Source organism: Paraburkholderia sp. NPDC080076, from assembly GCF_050281145.1.
Classification (GTDB): domain Bacteria; phylum Pseudomonadota; class Gammaproteobacteria; order Burkholderiales; family Burkholderiaceae; genus Paraburkholderia.
In genome coordinates this window covers 786,826-805,166 of sequence record NZ_JBNNWQ010000001.1, presented here as the reverse complement: position 1 = coordinate 805,166, position 18,341 = coordinate 786,826, and the positions used below count along the sequence as shown (strand labels likewise).

Here is an 18,341-nt window from a genome sequence, read left to right as displayed (position 1 = left end):
CGTTCGATGCAACGCGCTTCTTTCTGAACCAGACAACACACAGGCAAAAAGGAAACGTCAGCAATGGCAGTGATCGTCGATATCAAAACATTCGCGGCAATCGGCGTGGGCGTGATCGGCAGCGGCTGGGTGGCGCGCGCGCTCGCGCACGGGCTCGATGTCATCGCGTGGGACCCCGCGCCGGGCGCCGAGCAGCAGTTGCGCGAGAACGTCGCGAACGCATGGCCGGCGCTGCTGCGCGTGGGGCTTGCCGAGGGTGCGTCGCCCGGGCGATTGCGCTTCGTCGATACGATCGAGGCCTGCGTCGGGCAGGCGGATTTCATTCAGGAAAGCGCGCCCGAGCGCGAGGAGTTAAAGCTCGCCTTGCACGAGCAGATCAGCCGCGCGGCGAAACCGGATGCGATCATCGCTTCGTCGACGTCGGGTCTGTTACCGAGCGATTTTTACGCGCGCGCGGTGAATCCGCAGCGTTGCATCGTCGGGCATCCGTTCAATCCGGTGTATCTGCTGCCGCTCGTCGAAGTGCTGGGCGGCGAAAGCACCGCGCCGGAAACCATCGACGCCGCGCTGCGGGTGTATCGTGCGCTGTCGATGCGGCCGCTGCGCGTTCGCAAGGAAGTGCCGGGCTTTATCGCCGACCGCCTGTTGGAAGCGCTGTGGCGCGAGGCATTGCATCTGGTCAACGAGGGCGTCGCGACCACCGGCGAAATCGACGACGCGATCCGCTTCGGCGCGGGCATCCGCTGGTCGTTCATGGGCACGTTCCTGACGTACACGCTGGCGGGCGGCGATGCGGGCATGCGCCACTTCATGCAGCAATTCGGACCCGCGCTGGAGCTGCCCTGGACTAAACTGGTAGCGCCGAAGCTAACGGACGAACTGATCGACCGGGTCGTGGACGGCACGGCCGAGCAGGTCGGGCCGCGGTCGATCAAACAGCTCGAACGTTACCGCGACGATTGCATTACGAGCGTGCTGGCGGCGATTGCGGAGGCGAAGGCGCGGCATGGAATGCTGCCGGCTGACTGAGGGGGACCGCGCGTACTCAAGGGCGCGGAAGCCGCAGCTGGCGCGCCACCCGCGTCACGCGTCGGCGACGCATGACCCCGCCCCCAGCCGCCGCCTTTGAAACGAACTACGGAGACGATTCTGCCGATGCCGCAACCCGCTGCCCTGCCTGGCTATCGCGACACGGTGCGCGCCGAATGGGTCGATTACAACGGCCATTTGCGCGACGCGTTCTACATGCTGATCTTCAGCTTCGCGACTGACGTCCTGATCGACCTGATCGGTTTGCCGGACGCAGTGCGCAAAGAACGCCAGCGTTCGATCTACACGCTCGAAGCGCATATCAACTATCTGCACGAGATCAAGGAAGGCGCGCAGGTGCGCGTCGACATGCGCTTGCTCGGGCACGATGCGAAACGGCTGCATCTGTACCTCGAGATGTTTGCCGGCGATGGCGACGAACCTGTAGCAGCAGGCGAGCAGATGTTGCTGCACGTGGATACCAGCGGCCCGCGCGCCGCCGCGTTCGATCCGGACGTCGCGGCGCACGTGCGGGCATTGGCCGACGCGCATGCCGCACTGCCGCCCGCCGCCTTCGCCGGCCGCGTGATAGGCTTGCCCGCGAGGACAAAGCCCAGTGGGAGCGGACATGCTTGAGCCAGAGATTGCCGCGTTCATCGAAAGAACCGCCGCGATTTATCCGGGGCATTCGACTTCGTTGACGCCGGCTGAACAGCGCAAGATTTACGACCGCTACGCTGCGGCACTCACTCCTGCGTTGCCGGATGAAGTCGTGACGCAGGACGCCGAATTCCAGACCGGCGCGGGCCATTCGATCGCGCTGCGGCTGTACCGCAACCGTGCAAGGCATCAGGAGGCGTCGCGTGGCGCCGTGCTGTATTTTCACGGCGGCGGCTTCGTGCTCGGCTCGCTGGACAGTCATCAGATCGTGACCGCGCGCCTTGCCGCGGACACCGGTCTCGATGTGATTGCAGTCGACTACCGGCTAGCCCCCGAACACCCCGCGCCGGCCGCGCACGACGATTGCATGGAGGTTACGCTCGCCGCTTTGGCAGGGCGCTTGCCGTTCGATCTGCATGCCGGCGCGCCGCTGCAACTGGCAGGCGACAGCGCCGGCGCCACGCTCGCAGCCAGCGCGGCGATGCGGCTGCGCGACGAGGCCATTCAAGGCGTAAGCGGCCTCGCTCTCGTCTATCCGATGCTCGGCACCGAACCGCAATTGCCCGCACGCGAAACCGAAGCGCAGGCGCCGATGCTCAAGCTGGCCGACGTTCATGCGTTCCGCGATCACTATTGGGGCACCCATCCGCCCTACCCCGCGTGGACGATCCCACTCGATGCGGCGCGCTACGACCGCCTGCCGCCGACGCTGGCGATCGGCGTCGAACATGATCCGTTGAGGGACGACGCGCGCGTGTTTGTCGAGCGTATCAACGCGGCCGGTGGCGAGGCGCAACTCTGGATTGGCGCCGGACTTGTGCACGGGTGCTGGCGCGCCATCGAATCGAGCCCCGGCGTCCAGAGGTTCCACGAAGAGGTATGCCGTTTTCTGTCCGCCCATGCGACGCCGGCGCCGTCCGCGGCCGGTCGTTAGCACGGAGTCAGGCCGCCGGATATTCGGTCGCAACGGCCACCGCTTTTCAACTTATGGACTATCAGTGTGGACGCCGGCGTGGCGAGCGTGCGGGCGTCTTGCGCAGTGCGCGATCGGCGGGCGTGTCCGGTGCCGGCAACCGCACGGTGAAGGTCGTGTGAATGCCTCGTATCGAACTGCACTCGATACTCCCGCCCAGCAGCTCCGTCGCGCGACGGCAGAACGCGAGTCCCATGCCAGCGCCACTGCCATGCCGCTTAGTGGTGAAGAAGGCGTCGAAGATATACGGCAGGACATCAGGCGCGATGCCCGGTCCGGTGTCGCGGAATCGCAGCGCGCAGAAGTCCTGATCCTGAACGGCGCTGATCGTGATCTCGCCATCGCCGCCCACGCGAATGGCATGCAACGCGTTTTTCAGCAGGTTGAACAGCACGTAAACCACGACCGTATCCGAGCCCGAAAAAGACATGGCGGGATCGATGGGCATCACCGTGACACGCTCACGCTCGCCGCCGCTGAACGGATACCGCTCCAGCGCCGACATCACGCACTGGTGCACGGAATGCCGGCTGAAGCCGCCGCGGTCCAGTCGATCGAGCGTGAAAGACGCGAGCGCCATTTCGACCATCGCGCTGGTGCCGGAGACTTCGCGCCGGATCGCCGTCGCAAGCTGGCCGATGCGCTCGGATTGTCCGGACTCGTCGTGATCGTCATACAGCCCATGCGTAACGGCCGTCCGGTAGCCCTTGAACACATGGCCCCATACGCTGGCGATTTCGTCGGCGTGCATGCCGATGGTCGCGAGCGGCGTCGAGATCTCGTGCGCGATGGTCGCCGCCACGGCATACGGGTGAATCAGGTGATACCGGACGATGGTGATCGCCAGCAGCCCAAGGCTCAGGCCGATGAATAGGACGCCCGGCGGATAGAACCCGAAGCCGTAGTTGACCGCGTAATCCATCGCGGCAAACGAGTACAGGCAAAGGCTCGCCAGGCATAGATCGAGACGCCGGCGCGCGTCGCCCTCCGCCTTCTGGCGCGCGGCGAGCAGAAGCTGCGCGCTGCGCCCGGCCAGCAAGACGGTCTGTAGGACATGCACGGGATGCAGCGGCCCCGCGACCGGATAGTAGCCGAAGAAGAAGTGCTGATAGCCGGCCACCACTTCGTTACCGGGCAGCAGTATCGCGAGAACGAAACACAGACCGTACGACGCGAGCAATATCGGCCGCTCACGGCGCTGCGCCGCCACCTCCGTCACGAAGTGGTAGAACGTTGTCGGCAGAAAGAGAATGAAGAGGTAGCCGAATCTGACCAGCAGGTCCGCGGTCTGCGGGTTTTCAGTCTGAAACAGCAGCGTCCATGCGCCTTGCCAGGCGAAGGTCGCGACGCACATCAGGATGAACGGCGTGAATAGACGCGTCGCGCCCTGCGTAATCAGAACGTACAGTGCGAACACCACGAACATCGCGGACACGAAGGCAGGCGGAATGGCGTACATGTGGCTCAACGTGTCGGCAAACTTTAGCGGGTCCGCTCATTCCGCCATTGCGCGAAGGTCACGAGGTCGAGGCCCACGTCGGCCCTGTCGATCGGGGTCCAGCAATAGAAAACGTCATCCCAGCCCGGAATGGTCCGCGGCGTCAGCGTCCTGACGGTCATGCCGGAGCGATACGCCAGGTTCGGCCAGAAGATCGGCATCACCTCGCGCACCGCCATTTGCTTCAGGAGTTCGGCCGGGCCGTCCTCGTCCGCGACGATTTCGCCTTGGGAAATCCAGTCGTTCTCAGCCCACGCGACGAAAACACTTGGGTTGCCGGCGCGATCGAACATCAGAATGGCGTCCTGTTCCGGGCGCCAGTAGTACTCGACGATACCGTTCGCGGCCACCACCTCGTCGATGACCTTGCGCGTTCGCGAATCGCAATACGTCATGCCGTTCTCGCCCAAGGCCAGCCAGCCGCCTTCCGAACAATGCCGGATTTTGGCGTCCTTCAGGAAATGGGCCAGCCGGTTAGCGGAGTCGGTATCCGTTTTTCTCAGGTATAAATCGACGATTCCCGCGTTAAAGGCTTTGACCGCGACGGTTTCGTCCGCGACTCCGGTCAGCAGCACTTTCGCGCAGCGTAGATTGGAGATGGACGAGAGGAATTCCACGCCGTTCATGCCGGGCATGTCGAAATCCACGACCACCGCTGCTACTTCCGCGAAACGGGAGCGGCGGGCCAGGATGTCCCGTTCCGCGGCGGTTTCCATGTAGCGCTCAAAACCCGTCTCGCTCACGCATGCCGACGCCGGCGCGAACTCCAGCGAATTTTCGCGAGCATGCTGACGGATGAAGGCAAGCGCGGTTTGCGGCCGTGTAAAAAACAGATTGGTGGCGGTGTCCGGAAAGAAACGCCGCAGCGCGTCGAGGTAGCTGTCGTTGTCATCCACGAAAACAACCGTCGACGGATAGATAACAGGTGGTCGGATAAAATTGTTCATATTTTCACGTGGTTCGTCACGCCCCCGCTGGAGGACAACCGCGGCAGGCCGCCCGCCGTAGGGTCACAGCAACCCGCACGGCAGCGCCCTATTTGCCGCCTCCGGTTCCCGCATGTTCGCATATGGAACATTCCGGCGCGCCTCGGACCTGCTTATAGGCAGGATTCTCTCACGCCGGTCGCCAAGGCGGTTTTCCGCTGAACAATATAGTACAGGGCCTTGACACCGATCGTGCGAAGTCGCCAAGGCGATCAACGGCAGCGCTTATGCATTCTGGGAATCCGCGATAAAGAGCCGCCCTTTACGGCCGCGACGCAACCTCGTCCAGATGCTCCAGCAGATCGGCGGGATCGTCGTAGACCCGCAGTGCGCCCGCCCGTTCGAGTTCCTCCGTGCCGTACCCGCCCGACAGCAAGCCCACACCCAGCGCACGACAGCGCCGCGCCGCGAGCATGTCCCAGATGCTGTCGCCGACCACGACCGTGTTTTCGACCGGCACGCCGAGCCGTCCGGCCGCGGCGATGAACAGATCCGGATCCGGCTTTGCGTATTTGACGTCGTCGCGCGTCACGACCACCGCCTTCGCGGGATCGACACCCAGCGCCTCCAGATTGAGCGCCGCCGTCTCCATGCGGCCGCTCGTCGCCACGGCCCACGGCGTTCCGGCTTGCGTCAACGCGTCGAGCAAGGCCCGCGCGCCCGGCAGCGGACATACCTGCGCGCGCAATCGCTGATAGGCCGCGGCGTGAGCATGACGAAGACGCTCCACCCGCTCGGCGCTGATTTCCCCGTGCGTTTCCCGCAGAAGCTGATTGGTGAAGAGCCCGCCGCTCATGCCGATCTTGCGGTGAATTCGCCAGACCGACAAGGGAATGCCTTCGCTGTCGAGCGCTTCTTTCCAGGCCAGCACGTGCTGGTAGACGCTGTCGACCAGCGTTCCGTCGAGATCGAAAAGGAAAGAGGTCTGGATCCGCATGGTGTGCTCCTGTTGATGACTCCGTTCGCCAATATGCCATGTCCCGGGGTTCGCCGGTCGCGCGAATACGGCCTCGATTCCCCTTGACCCTCACGTAGCGTAAGGTTCTAACCTCCAACGTGCACACTGACCGGAGGCTCGAATGCTGTTGAAAGCGGGAGAACTTGCGAAGCGCAGCGGACTGACCGTCCGCACGCTTCACCACTACGACGCAATCGGACTGCTCACGCCTTCGGCACGTGCTGAGAACGGCTACCGGCTCTACGACCGCGACGACGTCGCCCGGCTTCATCAGATCCAGGCGCTGCGCCGTTTCGGACTCGCGCTCGCAAGGCGCCGAACCCGGAATGGACCGGACTCATCGGCCAGGTCCGCACCTTGATGGACAGCGGCGCGCCACCCGAGGGCGACGAAGCGCGCGCCTTGTCGATGCGCTGGATGACGATGCTCGTGCGCGACACGAATGGCGACCCGCGCCTGCTCGCCAAGCTGAATCTGATGCACGACAACGAACCGTCGATGCAAACGCACATCGGTATTTCGACGCAGTTGCGCGACTATGTGTTGCGCGCCTTTAGCGAAACCAAGCTGCTGATCTACGAGAAGTATCTGTCGCCCGAGGAGATTCGCTTCATGCGCGCCAATTACGGCACGCGCGCGATGGAATGGCCGCAACTGATGGCCGACGTGCGCGATGCGATCGACGCGGGCGTCGGACCGCAGACATCGCGAGCGCGCGAGCTTGCGCTTCGCTGGCTCGAACTTTTCAGAAGCTACGCGGGCGACGATCCACGTACGCAGGCCAAGTTCCGCCATGCGCTGCAAACGGAGCCGGAGTTGATGGCCGGCACATGAGCGGATGAAACGCTGCTCGCTTTCATCCGCGAGGCGATGGTGAATGTTGCGCAGCCGCTTTGATGTGACGCGCGGCTTCCCGTCGATTTCGGCCGGCCGGGAGTTCAGTGGTCTGAACTGGGTCGATTCTCGCGCTGTGCTGTTCATGCTAGCCTCGTGACTTCCAATAACAGGACGTCGCATGAACACACCTCGATTGCGCCTTCATGGCCTGACCCGGCGACGCACGATCGCGATGCTTGCCGCGTTATTGACCATTTCGACCAGCCTGAATCACTCTGCCCTCGCGCAGACTGAGAACACGACTAGCGTCGAGTATTCCGGCTCAGTCGGCGAAGCGAAGGTCGGCATGACGCTCGTGCTGCATGGGAAGGTGGTCGGCAAAGGGCATTACTTCTACTACCGCTACCTCAAGGACATTGCGCTGACCGGCCAACAATCCGGCAGCGATCTGAAGTTGCAGGAAGCGAACGGCACGTTCAACCTGCACTTCGTGGGCAATGGATCGAACGGCGCCCAGCCACTCGATTTTTCCAATAGCGTGGGCCTTGCCGGCAGTTGGACTGGCGGCGGAAAGACCTTGCCGGTCAAATTCACTCTCGAAGGAATGTCATTCGCGGATGCGAATGCCGGACACCGCTACGGGATGATCACCGACGAAACGGACGACGCATTCGAAGCACGCGCTCAGGGCTTCTATTTCGCCGCTTTGAAAGGCGACCCGAAGCAGGCGGCGCGTTTCGTGCACTTTCCGCTGCGTGTGAACTGGAGCGCGACACATCACGAGATGATAGGTTCGGCGACTCAGCTTGCCGCCAACTGGAATCGCATCTTCACGCCCAAGTATCTTGCGGCGCTACGTGACGCCGTTCCGCACGATATGCCGGTGATCAAGAGCCAGTACGCGATGCTCGGCGCCGGGCTCGCCTTCTTTACGGATAAGGGTGTCGAGGTTTTGAATGCGCAGCGGTAGGCGTTGCGTGGGGTAGAGAATCTTGCAGCGCGGGCCGCTCTCACCGTCTTTACGCGCGGCGAGCGCAGTCGGACTTGGTGGTTGCGATCGACATCGGCGCGCAATGGCGACAGGGTGCCATCGCCGACCTGACCGTGATGCGTAATCGACGCGCCGCCATTTTCGGCGGCGCGTCCATCGCTTTCAGCGCTTATTGGACTGCTTTTTAGCGCGCTAATCGAGCCGCTTATTGGCCCGTGTAACCGAGCGGAACAGTCGCATTGGCCTTGGCAACCGTGGCGTTGTTCGACACGATGTACTGCGGCACTTCGGTGAGGGTCAGCGCGACCTGGCCGTTGGTGTAGGCAACCGTGCTGACATTGCCGTAACCATCGATCTTCGTCACATTGCCCGACGTGCCAGCGTTGTCGACCTGCAGCGAATAGCTGGTCGAATAGCTCTGGCTATACGTGCCGTTGCTCGTCGGCCACTGCGCGTTGTTGTGCGTCCACGCCGCGGTCACGACCTTGCCATTGCCCAGTTGCTGGAACCCGTACGCAAAGACTCCGGCAGGCGCACTCTTGATGCGGCCCAGCGTATTCGTGCCGTCGAGAACACGTGTCATCGTTGCGAAGGCCATCGCTTCAGGCTTCGGCGAAAGGTTCGTCGCACCGAACGCGCCTTGTGCGTTGTTCAGGTCGAAGAACGAGCCGTATCCCACTTCGCCCGGATAGTCGGGACCGTAGAACAGCGTCGTGACCTGTGCACCGCCGCCCAGCACGATGATGTGCGCCCGCACGCCGACCGCCGCATGCGCGAACAACTGGTTCTGCGACGGCACATTCGGACCGTAGTTGAGACCCGGATCGTAGCTCACGCCGGCTTCCGTGAAGAAGAGCTTCATATTCGGCTTGCCTGCCTGCATGACCGAACGCAGTTGCGTCATCTGGTTGTCGAGCGCGTTGGCCTGGTTCGCCGGATTCGGATCGGAGTCCTGCAATTCAGGCGGATGGGCCGGGTACGTACCCGCATTCCAGTAGCCATGCGTTGAGACTGCATCGATGTAATTCCACAGACCGAGTGCGCCGAACTTCTGCAGATAACCCGTTGTACAGGTGTCGCAGTTCGCGGCGAACGGATTGCCGGTGCCCATCACGACTGCATTCGGATCGGTCGAGTGTATGCCCTGGTAAGCAGCCTTGTACATGGCGACGAAGTTCGCGTCGCTATCCGCCCAGCCGAGGCTCGGTTCCCAGGTTACCTGATAGTAGTTCTTTTGCTGATTCGGGTAATTGGCAGCGCGGATCAGGCTCGTATCGGTGCCGACCTTGCTCATGAAGGTCTGGAACTCAGGCATGTTCGACGGCGCATAGTAGCTGTCGTTGAACTGACCGGTCTTCGAATCCCACGCCGGCAGTCCATCGAGACGCACGATACGCATCTGATCAGGATTGGCCTTGTAGAACGGATCGAGGTCGTTCACGTTCGGCGTATACGTATTGGGACCGTTGGGTTCCATGGCCGATACCTGACGGTCGTCGATCGTCCACGAGATGCCCAGAGCGTGCAGCGCGGCGATGTTGCCGTTGAAGCCCTGCATGCCGAAGCGGTGCTGATCCTGATGCGCATACGTCACGGTGCCCAGTGCCGAACTGAGGTTCGGCAACACGCCGAACGTCGCGATACCGACCGGCCGCGTGCCGCTTCTCGGCAACGTGCCGCCGTTCGAACGCAAGGTGGCGGTGAGTGCGCCATAGCCGGACCACGTCGACGTACACGGAATCGTGCTGGTCTGTACGCCTGCCTTGACTGCAAAACTGCCTTGCGTCTTGATCGCACCGTTGGAATCCGCTACGGACCAGACGACGGTATCCGCGCTCGGTGCGTTCGTCGTAATCGCCAGCTTGAACGGGGCGTTGTTCTGGAACACGCGCAGGCCGTCGGTGGTGGGCGTGTCGGCGCTGATCACGCCGTTCGCGGTTCCGCCGGCCGTTTGCGTCGGCGCGCTGCACGACATGGCCGAGCCGCCCGGCGTCGGGGACGGCGTCGCGCTCGGAGTCGGACTCGGCGCGGGAGTCGGCGTCGGAGTCGGCGTGGGGGTCGGTGTTGGCGTGGGCGTCGGGGCCGGGGCCGGAGTCGGCGTGGGGGTCGGCGTGGGAGTCGGCGTGGGGGTCGGGCTCGGGGTCGGGGTCGGGGCCGGAGTCGGCGTTGCGGCAACCGCTTTAACCCAGCAAGACTTGCCATAGCCGAACGCGGGGTCCGACTGCGACACTGCGCCGACGTAGCAGCCGACACCGTTGCTGAACGTGCGCGGCGCGCTCAACATCACCGAGGGCGAGGTGGGCGGAACCGCACCGAACACCACCGAACCCGTTCCGAGGAATGAGCACTTGCCATTTTCCTGCGCGCACAACTTGTATTGCTGCCCTGAGACCGTGATGGTGCTTGCCTGAGCCTGCGCGCTTTCCGCGGCAAACGATGCCAACACTGTTGCCGATGCAACGCCCAATAGTTTCAAGTATCTCGTCATTGTCCGTATGTTTCGCTAAAAGCAGGTTGTCCCCGAGAATTCAGCAAGATCGATCAGTCGTCCCGCCTTGACGTTATTGAGTCCAGAGAGAGGTGAACCTGAGAACGCGCTGACCGCGCTCATTGCTGATGAAGCTGAAGCTTTGATGTGCTGCTATCCGGTAGCGGACGCACTTGCCATCCGCTCGCATGCCGACTTTCGCCGAGCAGCGGCGCGACGTGCACCAACCCCACCCCGTGCGCACCGATAGCGTGAAAAACTCTGTCGACGCCGGGATGAAGAATCCCGCCGATCGAATAACCGGGAAAACATCACAAGGGGTTAATGCATGTCGCTGACGCGACTCGAACATCTGGCGAGGCTCGCACTGACAGGTCAGTGCACCTCAATTTGATAAACAAATTTCGCGCCAATATGCGCGACTTAAAAAGTTAGGATAACGAAAAATTAATGCAATTTTTTTTCGTTCACCGTTGACAGTCCGTTATTGACGTGAACCCGGCGACTCGACAGTGATCGAGGTGCGCCCTCGCCTCGCGAGTCGGGTTCGGAACCCAAAAAACCGATCGACCCGCGAATTTTCTTCGCGCGATCCAGCGCCACCGAAAGTGTTGGTGCGTCAAAATCGGAGCGATCCACGCCTCCGCCAACGCCGCTTCGCGCTAAGAAAAGCGGCCTATCGCAGTGCAGCAACCGGTGATGTAACTGTTACAGAAGGGGCAGTGATCGACCAATCCGTCCGGTATTAGTTACAGAAGTTTTTGGCAGACGAATTATAAACGTTTCATCCGCGTAACGTGCCCGATTCAAGGTCGATAAGTGATAATTACAAAAAATTTCAATAGGATCCGTCCGAAGCTTTTCCAAACGAGGGTGAACGGAAAAGCTCTGCCTCATGGGGCGCGTGAAAACGTAAATGTTTGATTTGTCAGCTCATTGTCGGCATTTTTGTTCGTCGTTTTTGTTCGCGTGCAATTCTTATATTGGTAATACAAATACGCTGAAGCCGTTGCCAACTGCTTAGTCCGAACCAACCGGCCAATTCGAACGAAATGCAGAAATAGGTTCGCATCCTTTTTTATTGGAAAATCAGTCCGTCCCAGGACACAATGGAACTGAAAAATCGATGCGCCGATATCCCCGCATTTAGTTTGGATGACGAACCAACAGCGACCAGCAAAGTCGACGCGGCATCTGCACCGGCAACACATCCGCCGCTAGCTCTTTTCGGCGGTCTTCTCGAACTACTAGCTGTTGGATACGCTGATCTCCGGCGAGGGCATGCTGACGACGGAAGCGCACGGCTATCTAGAACGCCTCGACATCGCGCACAAGGTGTCGGTTCGCGACGGCGCGTTCACCACTTCCGATCTGTCGACCGGCCTGCGCAAATGGCTCACGCTGGTGCAGGCGTATCTGGATACGCCGCCCGGTGATGTTGCTCGACGAATGGGCCGCCAATCAGGACCCGAGCTTCCGTTGGATTTTCTATGGCGAGATTCTGCCGGACCTGAAGCGTCAGGGCAGAACGCTGATCGCGACTCGCCCGACGATCGCTATTTCAGCGCGGCCGACCGTTATATCCGGCTGGAAGACGGCCGCATCGTAGAAGAAGTGCGGCCCGTGCGTGTCAGCTCACGCCCTATCGCGCCGCCGTCACAAACAACACCGGATCGTTGCGATACAGATCCGGGAACATCCGTTTCAAGTCCGTCACTTTCGGCAGATCGTTGATCGCGATGTATGGGTAGTCCGGATGCAGCGCGAGGAAGTTCTGGTGATAACTTTCCGCCGGATAAAACCCCTTGAAGTCCTCCACGCGAGTCACGACTTTCGCCGAGAACACATGAGCATTGTCGAGCTGCGCGATATACGACTGCGCGATACCGCGCTGCGCTGCATTCACCGGAAAAATTGCCGAACGATATTGCGTGCCGTGGTCGGGGCCCTGATAGTCCAACTCGGTAGGATTGTGCGCGACCGAGAAGAATATCTGCAGTAGACGTCCATACGTGATCTGCGCCGGATCGTAAGTGATCTGCACCGACTCCGCGTGTCCCGTATCGCCGTCGCTGACGGTTTCGTATTGCGCCGTCGATGCCGCGCCACCGCTGTAACCCGACGCGACCTGCTTCACGCCGCGCACGTGTTCGAACACGCCCTGCACGCCCCAGAAACAGCCGCCCGCGAACACCGCCGTTTCACTATGCGTCGTACCGGCTTTCTCGTCCTGTACGGGCGCGGGAATCTTCGTGGCGGCTTCGGCCGCATGCGCGACATGCTGCGCGGCCACCACGCCCAGAGCAACGACGACGAGGCCCATGATTCGAGTGACGGAAAAACGCTTCCGCAGCGACGCTGTGCTGGTAGATATCGTGCGCATGGTCAGTCCTTTTGGTCAGTTGAGAGTTGTTGAGGCGGCTCGCTCGCGCCGCCTTAGCCGAACGTGAAGGCAAACGCCTGCACGCCCGGGTCCAGAAACTCGATCGAGAAAGTGTGATCCCCGACTTCGCCGGTTTGCCGCACCAGTTGATAGAGACGCTGTCCGGTCACGGTGCCGCTGCCATCGGCGGCGACGTCGGTGCCGTGCGACGCGCCGGGCGCGGCGCCGTCGACGCTCACGCGAAACCGCACCGGCTTGCCATCCTTGCCCGGACCGAGCACCAGATGCAGGTCGCGTGCATGAAAGCGATACACGATGCGTCCCGACGGGGCCGCGAGCGTGGCGTGCTCCGCGCCCACGTTCCATGAACCGGCGAGGCCCCAGTCGTTGACGCCAGGTTGCGACGGCGCTGCATACGTGTGCGTCTTGTCAGCCACTTCCCCGCCCGGCGACGCGAAATTCTCTGCCCGCTGATAACCGACGTAGGTTTCCGGCGATTGCATGTCGGCGTTGTCGGCCGCGGCCTGCACGCCTTGCGCGCCGCCGTTTGCAATACCGATAGCGACCTTCGACGCGTTCGCATGGCCCGCTTCGGTCAGCAGTTGCTGGATCACCTTCTCGGATTCCGCGTAATCGCCTTCGCCGAAATGGTGATAACGGATCTGCCCTTTCGCATCGACGAAATAGTGCGCGGGCCAGTACTGGTTGTTCAACGCGCGCCAGATCGCATAGTTGTTGTCGATCGCGACGGGATAGTCGACGCCGAGGTCGTGCGTGGCTTTCTTCACGTTGTCGATATTGCGTTCGAAGGCGAATTCCGGCGCATGCACGCCGATCACGACGAGCCCCTGATCCTTGTACTTCTGCGCCCATGCTTTGACATACGGCAGCGAGCGCAGGCAGTTGATGCACGAGTAAGTCCAGAAATCGACCAGCACGACCTTGCCACGCAAGTCCTGCGTCGTAAGCGGCGGCGAATTCAGCCATTGGACCGCGCCGTTCAACGGGGGCAGCACGCCTTCGACGGGCAGCGGCGCCGCCTCGGCGGCGGTGCGCATCATCGCGCCGCCCTGCGCGGCATTGGCCACGGTGGAATCCGCATCGGCGTTAGCGGCCGGTTGCGGTGCAGGGTTGGCGGTCGCCATCGCGCCGCCGGACGCGTCGGCCGGATTACCCGCGGCCGGCGCTTTGCCCGGCGCCGCGTTCGGCGACAGCTTATCCACGAGTTTCTGTTCGAGCCCGCAAGTTGCGACCGTGGAGACACGAGCGAGTATGCCGGTGTCGAAACCGAGCGCGATCGCCGCGACGCCACACAACATCAACGCGCCGATGCCGCGGCGGATCCATTCCCCCGCGCCCAGCGAACGCTTCATCGCCGTAAACACCTTGCCGCCGATCAGCAGGGCCACCGCCAGCGAAGTCGCCGCACCAGCCGCGTAGGCCGCCAGCAGCAACGTCGTGCCGACGCTCGCGCCGCGCAATGCCGCGCCTGTCAACACGAGACCGAGAATCGGACCGGCGCACGGCGCCCACAGCAAACCGGTGGCAATGCCGAGCAGAAACGACGAACCCGCGCGGACCTGCTGACCGTCGGCCTGCGCGAAATTCGACAGGCGATTGCCGGCGCTCACAAGCGGCCGCATCAGATGATCGGCGAAGCGCGGGAACAGCAGCGTCAGCCCGAAGATCGCGAGCAGTGCGATGGCCAGCCAGCGGCCGTACTGGTTGGCTTGCGTGACCCAGCCGCCGCCCACCGCGGCAAGCGTCGCGACGAGGGCGAAGGTCAGCGCCATGCCCGCCAGCAAGGGCAAGCCGCTGCGCACGAAAGGTTGATCGGCGCGCGCGAAAACGAAGGGCAGCACCGGCAGGATGCACGGGCTGAGAATCGTAAGGGCGCCGCCGAGATAGGCGAGAACGATGAGTAACATGTCAGTTCCGAACGTTCGTTTAGGTCGGTTAAAGTGGGCACGCCGGCTCACGCGGCAGCCGGTGTGCAGTTCATCCAAAGCCTGATACTGCGGAAAGTGCCCACATCCTAGAGCGCCGCCGGTGTCGAAGTCCTCACGAAAAGTTAAATTAAATGTGATAACTCGCCGCCGGGAAATTTTGCACAATGGCGCAAGGGCCGTTTTTCCCGGCGGCCATGCCCGGCCCCTCTCCTCAACCACGCCCTGAACCGCGGCTGAAGCCCACCATGGACAATTTGAAGCGCATCCTGATCGTCGAAGACGACGTCGACATCGCCAACGTGCTGAGCCTGCATTTGCGCGACGAGCGCTATGAAGTCGTGCACAGCGCCGACGGCAATGAAGGGCTGCGCCTGCTGGAACAAGGCGGCTGGGATGCGCTGATCCTCGATCTGATGCTGCCCGGCGTCGACGGACTGGAAATCTGCCGGCGCGCCCGCGCGATGACGCGCTATACGCCGATCATCATCACCAGCGCCCGTTCGAGCGAAGTACACCGGATTCTCGGCCTCGAACTCGGCGCGGACGACTATCTCGCCAAACCGTTCTCCGTTCTCGAACTGGTGGCGCGCGTGAAGGCGCTGCTGCGCCGCGTCGACGCGCTGGCGAAAGACTCGAAAATCGAAGCCGGCAGTCTGCGCATCGCCGGGTTGTCGATCGATCCGCTCACGCGCGAGGCCGCCGTCGACGGCAAGCCGATCGAACTCACGCCGCGCGAATTCGACCTGCTGTACTACTTCGCGCAGCATCCCGGCAAAGTGTTCTCGCGCATGGACCTGCTCAATGCGGTGTGGGGCTATCAGCACGAGGGCTACGAGCACACCGTCAACACCCATATCAACCGGCTGCGCGCGAAGATCGAGGCCGATCCGGCCCAACCCGAGCGCATCCTGACCGTCTGGGGACGCGGCTACAAGCTCGCTGTGCCCGGCGAGCCACCGGCGCCCGCCGGCGCACCGAAGGACCCATCGTGAATCTGACGCTGACCCAGCGGCTCTCGCTCGTTTTCTCCGTACTGCTGCTGGCATGCTGCGGCGCGTCGGCCCTCCTGCAAATCCGCTCGAGCGATCTGCACGAGAAGGAAGTGATACAGAGCCTGTCGCGCAATCTCGCCGACCATATCGCTCATGGCAATTCGCTGATGGACGCCAACGGCTTGCGGCCCGACGCGGTCCGGCAATTGTTCGGCCAGTTGATGAGGGTGAATCCGAGCGTCGAGGTCTATCTGCTCGACAATCAAGGGCGCATCAAAGGCGACGATGCGCCCGCGGGACACGTCAAGCGCGAGCAGGTGAATCTTGCGCCGATCCGGCAGTTCATCGCGGGAGACGCGTTGCCGATTCTCGGCGACGACCCGCGCAGCGTCGACGGTAAAAAGGTGTTCAGCGCAGCACCGCTGCAATTGAGCGGACAGGCGCCGTCCGGCTATATTTACGTGGTCCTGCTCGGCGAGGAACACGATGCGCTCGCCGCGCGCGTGGCGGCCAGTTCCGTGCTGCGCACGACGTTGTGGTCGATGGCGCTAGTCGCCCTGTTGGGATTGCTCGCCGGTTTGACCGCGTTTGGCCTGATCACGCGGCCGCTGCGCCGCCTGACCGACGCCATGCGCCGATTCGATGCGGAGGGCGAACCCGACACCCAGCCGAGCGTGCCGCGTTCATCGCCGGCCGGTCGGCGCGACGAAATCGCCGTGCTCGAAGCGACGTTCGCGCAGATGGCGCACCGCATCGGCGAACAATGGCGTGCGCTGACGCGGCAGGACCAGCAGCGCCGCGAACTGATCGCCAATATTTCGCACGACCTGCGCACACCGTTGACCTCGCTGCACGGCTACCTCGAAACGCTGTCGTTGAAGTCCGACACGCTCGGCGAGACGGAGCGCAAACGCTATCTGGCGATCGCGCTCGCGCAAAGCGTCAAGGTCGGCCGGCTCGCGCAGGCCTTGTTCGAACTGGCGAGGCTCGAACACGGCAACGTGCAACCCGCGCTTGAACAGTTCTCGCTGGTCGATCTGCTACAGGACGTCTTTCAGAAATTCGAATTGCCGGCCGAAGCGCGGCACATTCAGTTGCGAGCGAATATTCCGCCACGCTTGCCCAACGTCTGCGCCGATCTCGGCATGATCGAGCGCGTGCTGACGAATCTGCTCGACAACGCGATTCGACATACACCCGCTGAAGGATCGGTCGAAGTCGATCTCGCGCATAAGGAAGGCAAGGTGTCGGTCACGGTCAGCGACACGGGCCCCGGCATTCCGCCCGAGCAGCGCGAAGGTCTGTTCGAGCGTCCATTCAGTTCGGGCGGCGCGCATCGGGGCGGTGGACTGGGGTTGCTGATCGTCCAGCGTATGCTGCAATTGCACCATAGCCAGATACGCCTGCTCGACACGGCAGGAACGGGCACGACCTTCTGCTTCGAGTTGCCGACGGCCGCTACCCGGTCGAGTGCCGCCGGTGTCCTGATGTAACTTACTTAACGAAGAGCGCCTTGCTTCGCTGCGGATTCAGGCTCAGACCAGCAAGTCTTCATAGAACGCCCCGAATGGCCGGGTCGGATGGGCAAGCTGGATTTCCAGAATCCACAGGCCGGCGTCCGGACAATCGGCGAAATCGCCCAGGTTGCCGGCCTTGTAGATCGCGTGCGGAAAGTCGCTGACGCGATGGCCCTTGATATCCAGGTTCAGACGCCAACCGAGCGCGGCCGCGCGCTGCTCCGCAAAGTCGTATAGCGCTTTTCCGCCAGCGCGGGTCGTGCGCCAATAATGTTCCACCTCGTCGAATACCGTTTTCGCGGCATCCGCGCAGGCCTTCATCCCAGCGTCGTTGCCGACCACGAAGGTGGCGCCCGCGTCGCCTTCGTGCCCATCCCAAACCACACCGAGGTCGACGAAGAAAATATCGTCTTCCTTGAGCCGCGGGTCGCCTTCCGATGGCTGCTTGAACACCTTCAGGGTGTTTTCGCCAAAGCGCACCAGAATCGGATGCCAGATACGGTCCATGCCCATTTCGTTGAGCACGTTATGGCATTCCGCCTTTGCCTCTGTCTCCAGCATGCCAGGCCGTACCCGTTGCGCCAGCCGGTTCACGGCTTCCCACGTCTTGCCCTGCGCGTATTTCATCGACTCGAGCACGTATCTGCTTCCGACCGCCTGCTTTGCCGCAGCTTCCATCCCATCCCTCCGGCTATGTCCGCTTGAATACAGCGAGCGGAACAGCAGGTGTCCACGGCGCACGTCACCTTACTGTGTGTCATAAAGACGACAACTACCTACGAATTCGTTTACGAGAAGTTAACAGGTCGATATATTCCGCAAGACATAACGGGACAAGACGGCTCGCTTCTTTCAAAGACACTCGCGCGCCGGACCGATTCGCCGATGCTCCGACGCGTCCGTCACCAGGCGGCGCCGATCGCGCACAACGTGGTCGTCGTCTCGCCCCCGTTCAATCGCACTCTTCAGACATCGATCTTTCCCTGCGCGACCTCGTGCGGCTTTGCCGTGGGCGCTCGATTCATGTCTGGTGCCGTTTGCCAACCCGGTTCGCGCCGCGCGCAACAACCTGCGCCGCGC

15 protein-coding genes and 1 pseudogene are annotated in these 18,341 nt (G+C 62.3%); 9 read left to right on the top strand and 7 right to left on the bottom strand.

Features of this window, described 5'->3' with window-relative positions:
* The first annotated feature begins 63 nt into the window (after positions 1–63).
* The 3 genes from ACQKRQ_RS03610 (at position 64) to ACQKRQ_RS03600 (ending at position 2,623) form a co-directional block, all read left to right on the top strand.
* The gene (locus tag ACQKRQ_RS03610; RefSeq protein ID WP_132377729.1) at positions 64–1,029 is read left to right on the top strand and encodes an L-carnitine dehydrogenase; all 966 of its coding nucleotides are present in this window, start codon (positions 64–66) and stop codon (positions 1,027–1,029) included.
* A 126-nt stretch (positions 1,030–1,155) separates the two neighbouring features.
* Entirely contained in the window at positions 1,156–1,665 is a 510-nt protein-coding gene (locus ACQKRQ_RS03605) for a thioesterase family protein (RefSeq protein ID WP_427476072.1), read from the top strand.
* A complete protein-coding gene (locus ACQKRQ_RS03600; protein WP_427475100.1) occupies positions 1,658–2,623 on the top strand; it encodes an alpha/beta hydrolase in 966 nt (321 codons plus the stop codon). The genes ACQKRQ_RS03605 and ACQKRQ_RS03600 overlap by 8 nt, the downstream gene beginning before the upstream one ends.
* Before the next feature lie 61 nt (positions 2,624–2,684).
* Here the strand turns inward: ACQKRQ_RS03600 and ACQKRQ_RS03595 are convergent, their stop codons facing one another.
* The 3 genes from ACQKRQ_RS03595 to ACQKRQ_RS03585 all read right to left on the bottom strand — a co-directional run bounded on the left by ACQKRQ_RS03595 (position 2,685) and on the right by ACQKRQ_RS03585 (position 6,083).
* Positions 2,685–4,121 carry an ATP-binding protein gene (locus ACQKRQ_RS03595; protein WP_427475098.1) on the bottom strand — a complete coding sequence of 479 codons (1,437 nt, stop codon included), beginning with the start codon at positions 4,119–4,121 and terminating at the stop codon, positions 2,685–2,687.
* A gap of 23 nt (positions 4,122–4,144) precedes the next feature.
* Positions 4,145–5,107: a response regulator gene (locus tag ACQKRQ_RS03590; RefSeq protein ID WP_132377737.1), complete on the bottom strand. Its 963-nt coding sequence runs from the start codon at positions 5,105–5,107 to the stop codon at positions 4,145–4,147.
* Positions 5,108–5,408: 301 nt separating this feature from the next.
* Positions 5,409–6,083, bottom strand: coding sequence for an HAD family hydrolase (locus ACQKRQ_RS03585; protein WP_132377739.1), 675 nt, complete (start codon positions 6,081–6,083; stop codon positions 5,409–5,411).
* Between the two features lie 142 nt (positions 6,084–6,225).
* Between ACQKRQ_RS03585 and ACQKRQ_RS03580 the strand changes: the two are divergent.
* From ACQKRQ_RS03580 to ACQKRQ_RS03570, 3 genes and pseudogenes are all read left to right on the top strand, one after another.
* Positions 6,226–7,001 (top strand): annotated as a pseudogene (locus tag ACQKRQ_RS03580) (MerR family transcriptional regulator).
* A gap of 118 nt (positions 7,002–7,119) precedes the next feature.
* The gene (locus ACQKRQ_RS03575; RefSeq protein ID WP_427475095.1) at positions 7,120–7,911 is read left to right on the top strand and encodes a hypothetical protein; all 792 of its coding nucleotides are present in this window, start codon (positions 7,120–7,122) and stop codon (positions 7,909–7,911) included.
* A 74-nt stretch (positions 7,912–7,985) separates the two neighbouring features.
* The gene (locus ACQKRQ_RS03570; protein ID WP_427475093.1) at positions 7,986–8,120 is read left to right on the top strand and encodes a hypothetical protein; all 135 of its coding nucleotides are present in this window, start codon (positions 7,986–7,988) and stop codon (positions 8,118–8,120) included.
* Positions 8,121–8,137: 17 nt separating this feature from the next.
* Here ACQKRQ_RS03570 and ACQKRQ_RS03565 read toward each other — a convergent pair whose 3' ends face one another.
* A complete protein-coding gene (locus ACQKRQ_RS03565) occupies positions 8,138–10,420 on the bottom strand; it encodes a hypothetical protein (protein ID WP_427475091.1) in 2,283 nt (760 codons plus the stop codon).
* A 1,254-nt stretch (positions 10,421–11,674) separates the two neighbouring features.
* On the opposite strand from ACQKRQ_RS03565, the gene ACQKRQ_RS03560 reads away from it, so the two are divergent.
* Positions 11,675–12,154: a hypothetical protein gene (locus ACQKRQ_RS03560; protein ID WP_427475089.1), complete on the top strand. Its 480-nt coding sequence runs from the start codon at positions 11,675–11,677 to the stop codon at positions 12,152–12,154.
* Here ACQKRQ_RS03560 and msrA read toward each other — a convergent pair.
* Complete coding sequence (gene msrA, locus ACQKRQ_RS03555; RefSeq protein WP_427475087.1) at positions 12,063–12,803, bottom strand: peptide-methionine (S)-S-oxide reductase MsrA; 741 nt, start codon at positions 12,801–12,803, stop codon at positions 12,063–12,065. The two genes, ACQKRQ_RS03560 and msrA, sit on opposite strands and share 92 nt — an antisense overlap.
* A gap of 53 nt (positions 12,804–12,856) precedes the next feature.
* On the bottom strand, positions 12,857–14,731 hold the full coding sequence (locus tag ACQKRQ_RS03550) for a cytochrome c biogenesis protein DipZ (protein WP_427475085.1): 1,875 nt from the start codon (positions 14,729–14,731) through the stop codon (positions 12,857–12,859).
* A gap of 266 nt (positions 14,732–14,997) precedes the next feature.
* Between ACQKRQ_RS03550 and ACQKRQ_RS03545 the strand changes: the two genes are divergently transcribed.
* Together ACQKRQ_RS03545 and ACQKRQ_RS03540 are read left to right on the top strand one after the other, a co-directional pair.
* On the top strand, positions 14,998–15,744 hold the full coding sequence (locus ACQKRQ_RS03545) for a response regulator transcription factor (RefSeq protein WP_132377749.1): 747 nt from the start codon (positions 14,998–15,000) through the stop codon (positions 15,742–15,744).
* Positions 15,741–17,237: a HAMP domain-containing sensor histidine kinase gene (locus ACQKRQ_RS03540; protein ID WP_427475082.1), complete on the top strand. Its 1,497-nt coding sequence runs from the start codon at positions 15,741–15,743 to the stop codon at positions 17,235–17,237. The genes ACQKRQ_RS03545 and ACQKRQ_RS03540 overlap by 4 nt, the downstream gene beginning before the upstream one ends.
* A gap of 42 nt (positions 17,238–17,279) precedes the next feature.
* Here the strand turns inward: ACQKRQ_RS03540 and ACQKRQ_RS03535 are convergent, their stop codons facing one another.
* A complete protein-coding gene (locus ACQKRQ_RS03535; RefSeq protein WP_427475080.1) occupies positions 17,280–17,939 on the bottom strand; it encodes a M24 family metallopeptidase in 660 nt (219 codons plus the stop codon).
* Positions 17,940–18,341 lie beyond the last annotated feature (402 nt).

Coding starts and splice junctions, on each gene's coding strand:
- ACQKRQ_RS03610 (WP_132377729.1), top strand. CDS start 64: ATGGCAGTGATCGTCGATATCAAAACATTCGCGGCAATCGGCGTGGGC.
- ACQKRQ_RS03605 (WP_427476072.1), top strand. CDS start 1,156: ATGCCGCAACCCGCTGCCCTGCCTGGCTATCGCGACACGGTGCGCGCC.
- ACQKRQ_RS03600 (WP_427475100.1), top strand. CDS start 1,658: ATGCTTGAGCCAGAGATTGCCGCGTTCATCGAAAGAACCGCCGCGATT.
- ACQKRQ_RS03595 (WP_427475098.1), bottom strand. CDS start 4,121: ATGTACGCCATTCCGCCTGCCTTCGTGTCCGCGATGTTCGTGGTGTTC.
- ACQKRQ_RS03590 (WP_132377737.1), bottom strand. CDS start 5,107: ATGAACAATTTTATCCGACCACCTGTTATCTATCCGTCGACGGTTGTT.
- ACQKRQ_RS03585 (WP_132377739.1), bottom strand. CDS start 6,083: ATGCGGATCCAGACCTCTTTCCTTTTCGATCTCGACGGAACGCTGGTC.
- ACQKRQ_RS03575 (WP_427475095.1), top strand. CDS start 7,120: ATGAACACACCTCGATTGCGCCTTCATGGCCTGACCCGGCGACGCACG.
- ACQKRQ_RS03565 (WP_427475091.1), bottom strand. CDS start 10,420: ATGACGAGATACTTGAAACTATTGGGCGTTGCATCGGCAACAGTGTTG.
- msrA (WP_427475087.1), bottom strand. CDS start 12,803: ATGCGCACGATATCTACCAGCACAGCGTCGCTGCGGAAGCGTTTTTCC.
- ACQKRQ_RS03550 (WP_427475085.1), bottom strand. CDS start 14,731: ATGTTACTCATCGTTCTCGCCTATCTCGGCGGCGCCCTTACGATTCTC.
- ACQKRQ_RS03545 (WP_132377749.1), top strand. CDS start 14,998: ATGGACAATTTGAAGCGCATCCTGATCGTCGAAGACGACGTCGACATC.
- ACQKRQ_RS03535 (WP_427475080.1), bottom strand. CDS start 17,939: ATGGAAGCTGCGGCAAAGCAGGCGGTCGGAAGCAGATACGTGCTCGAG.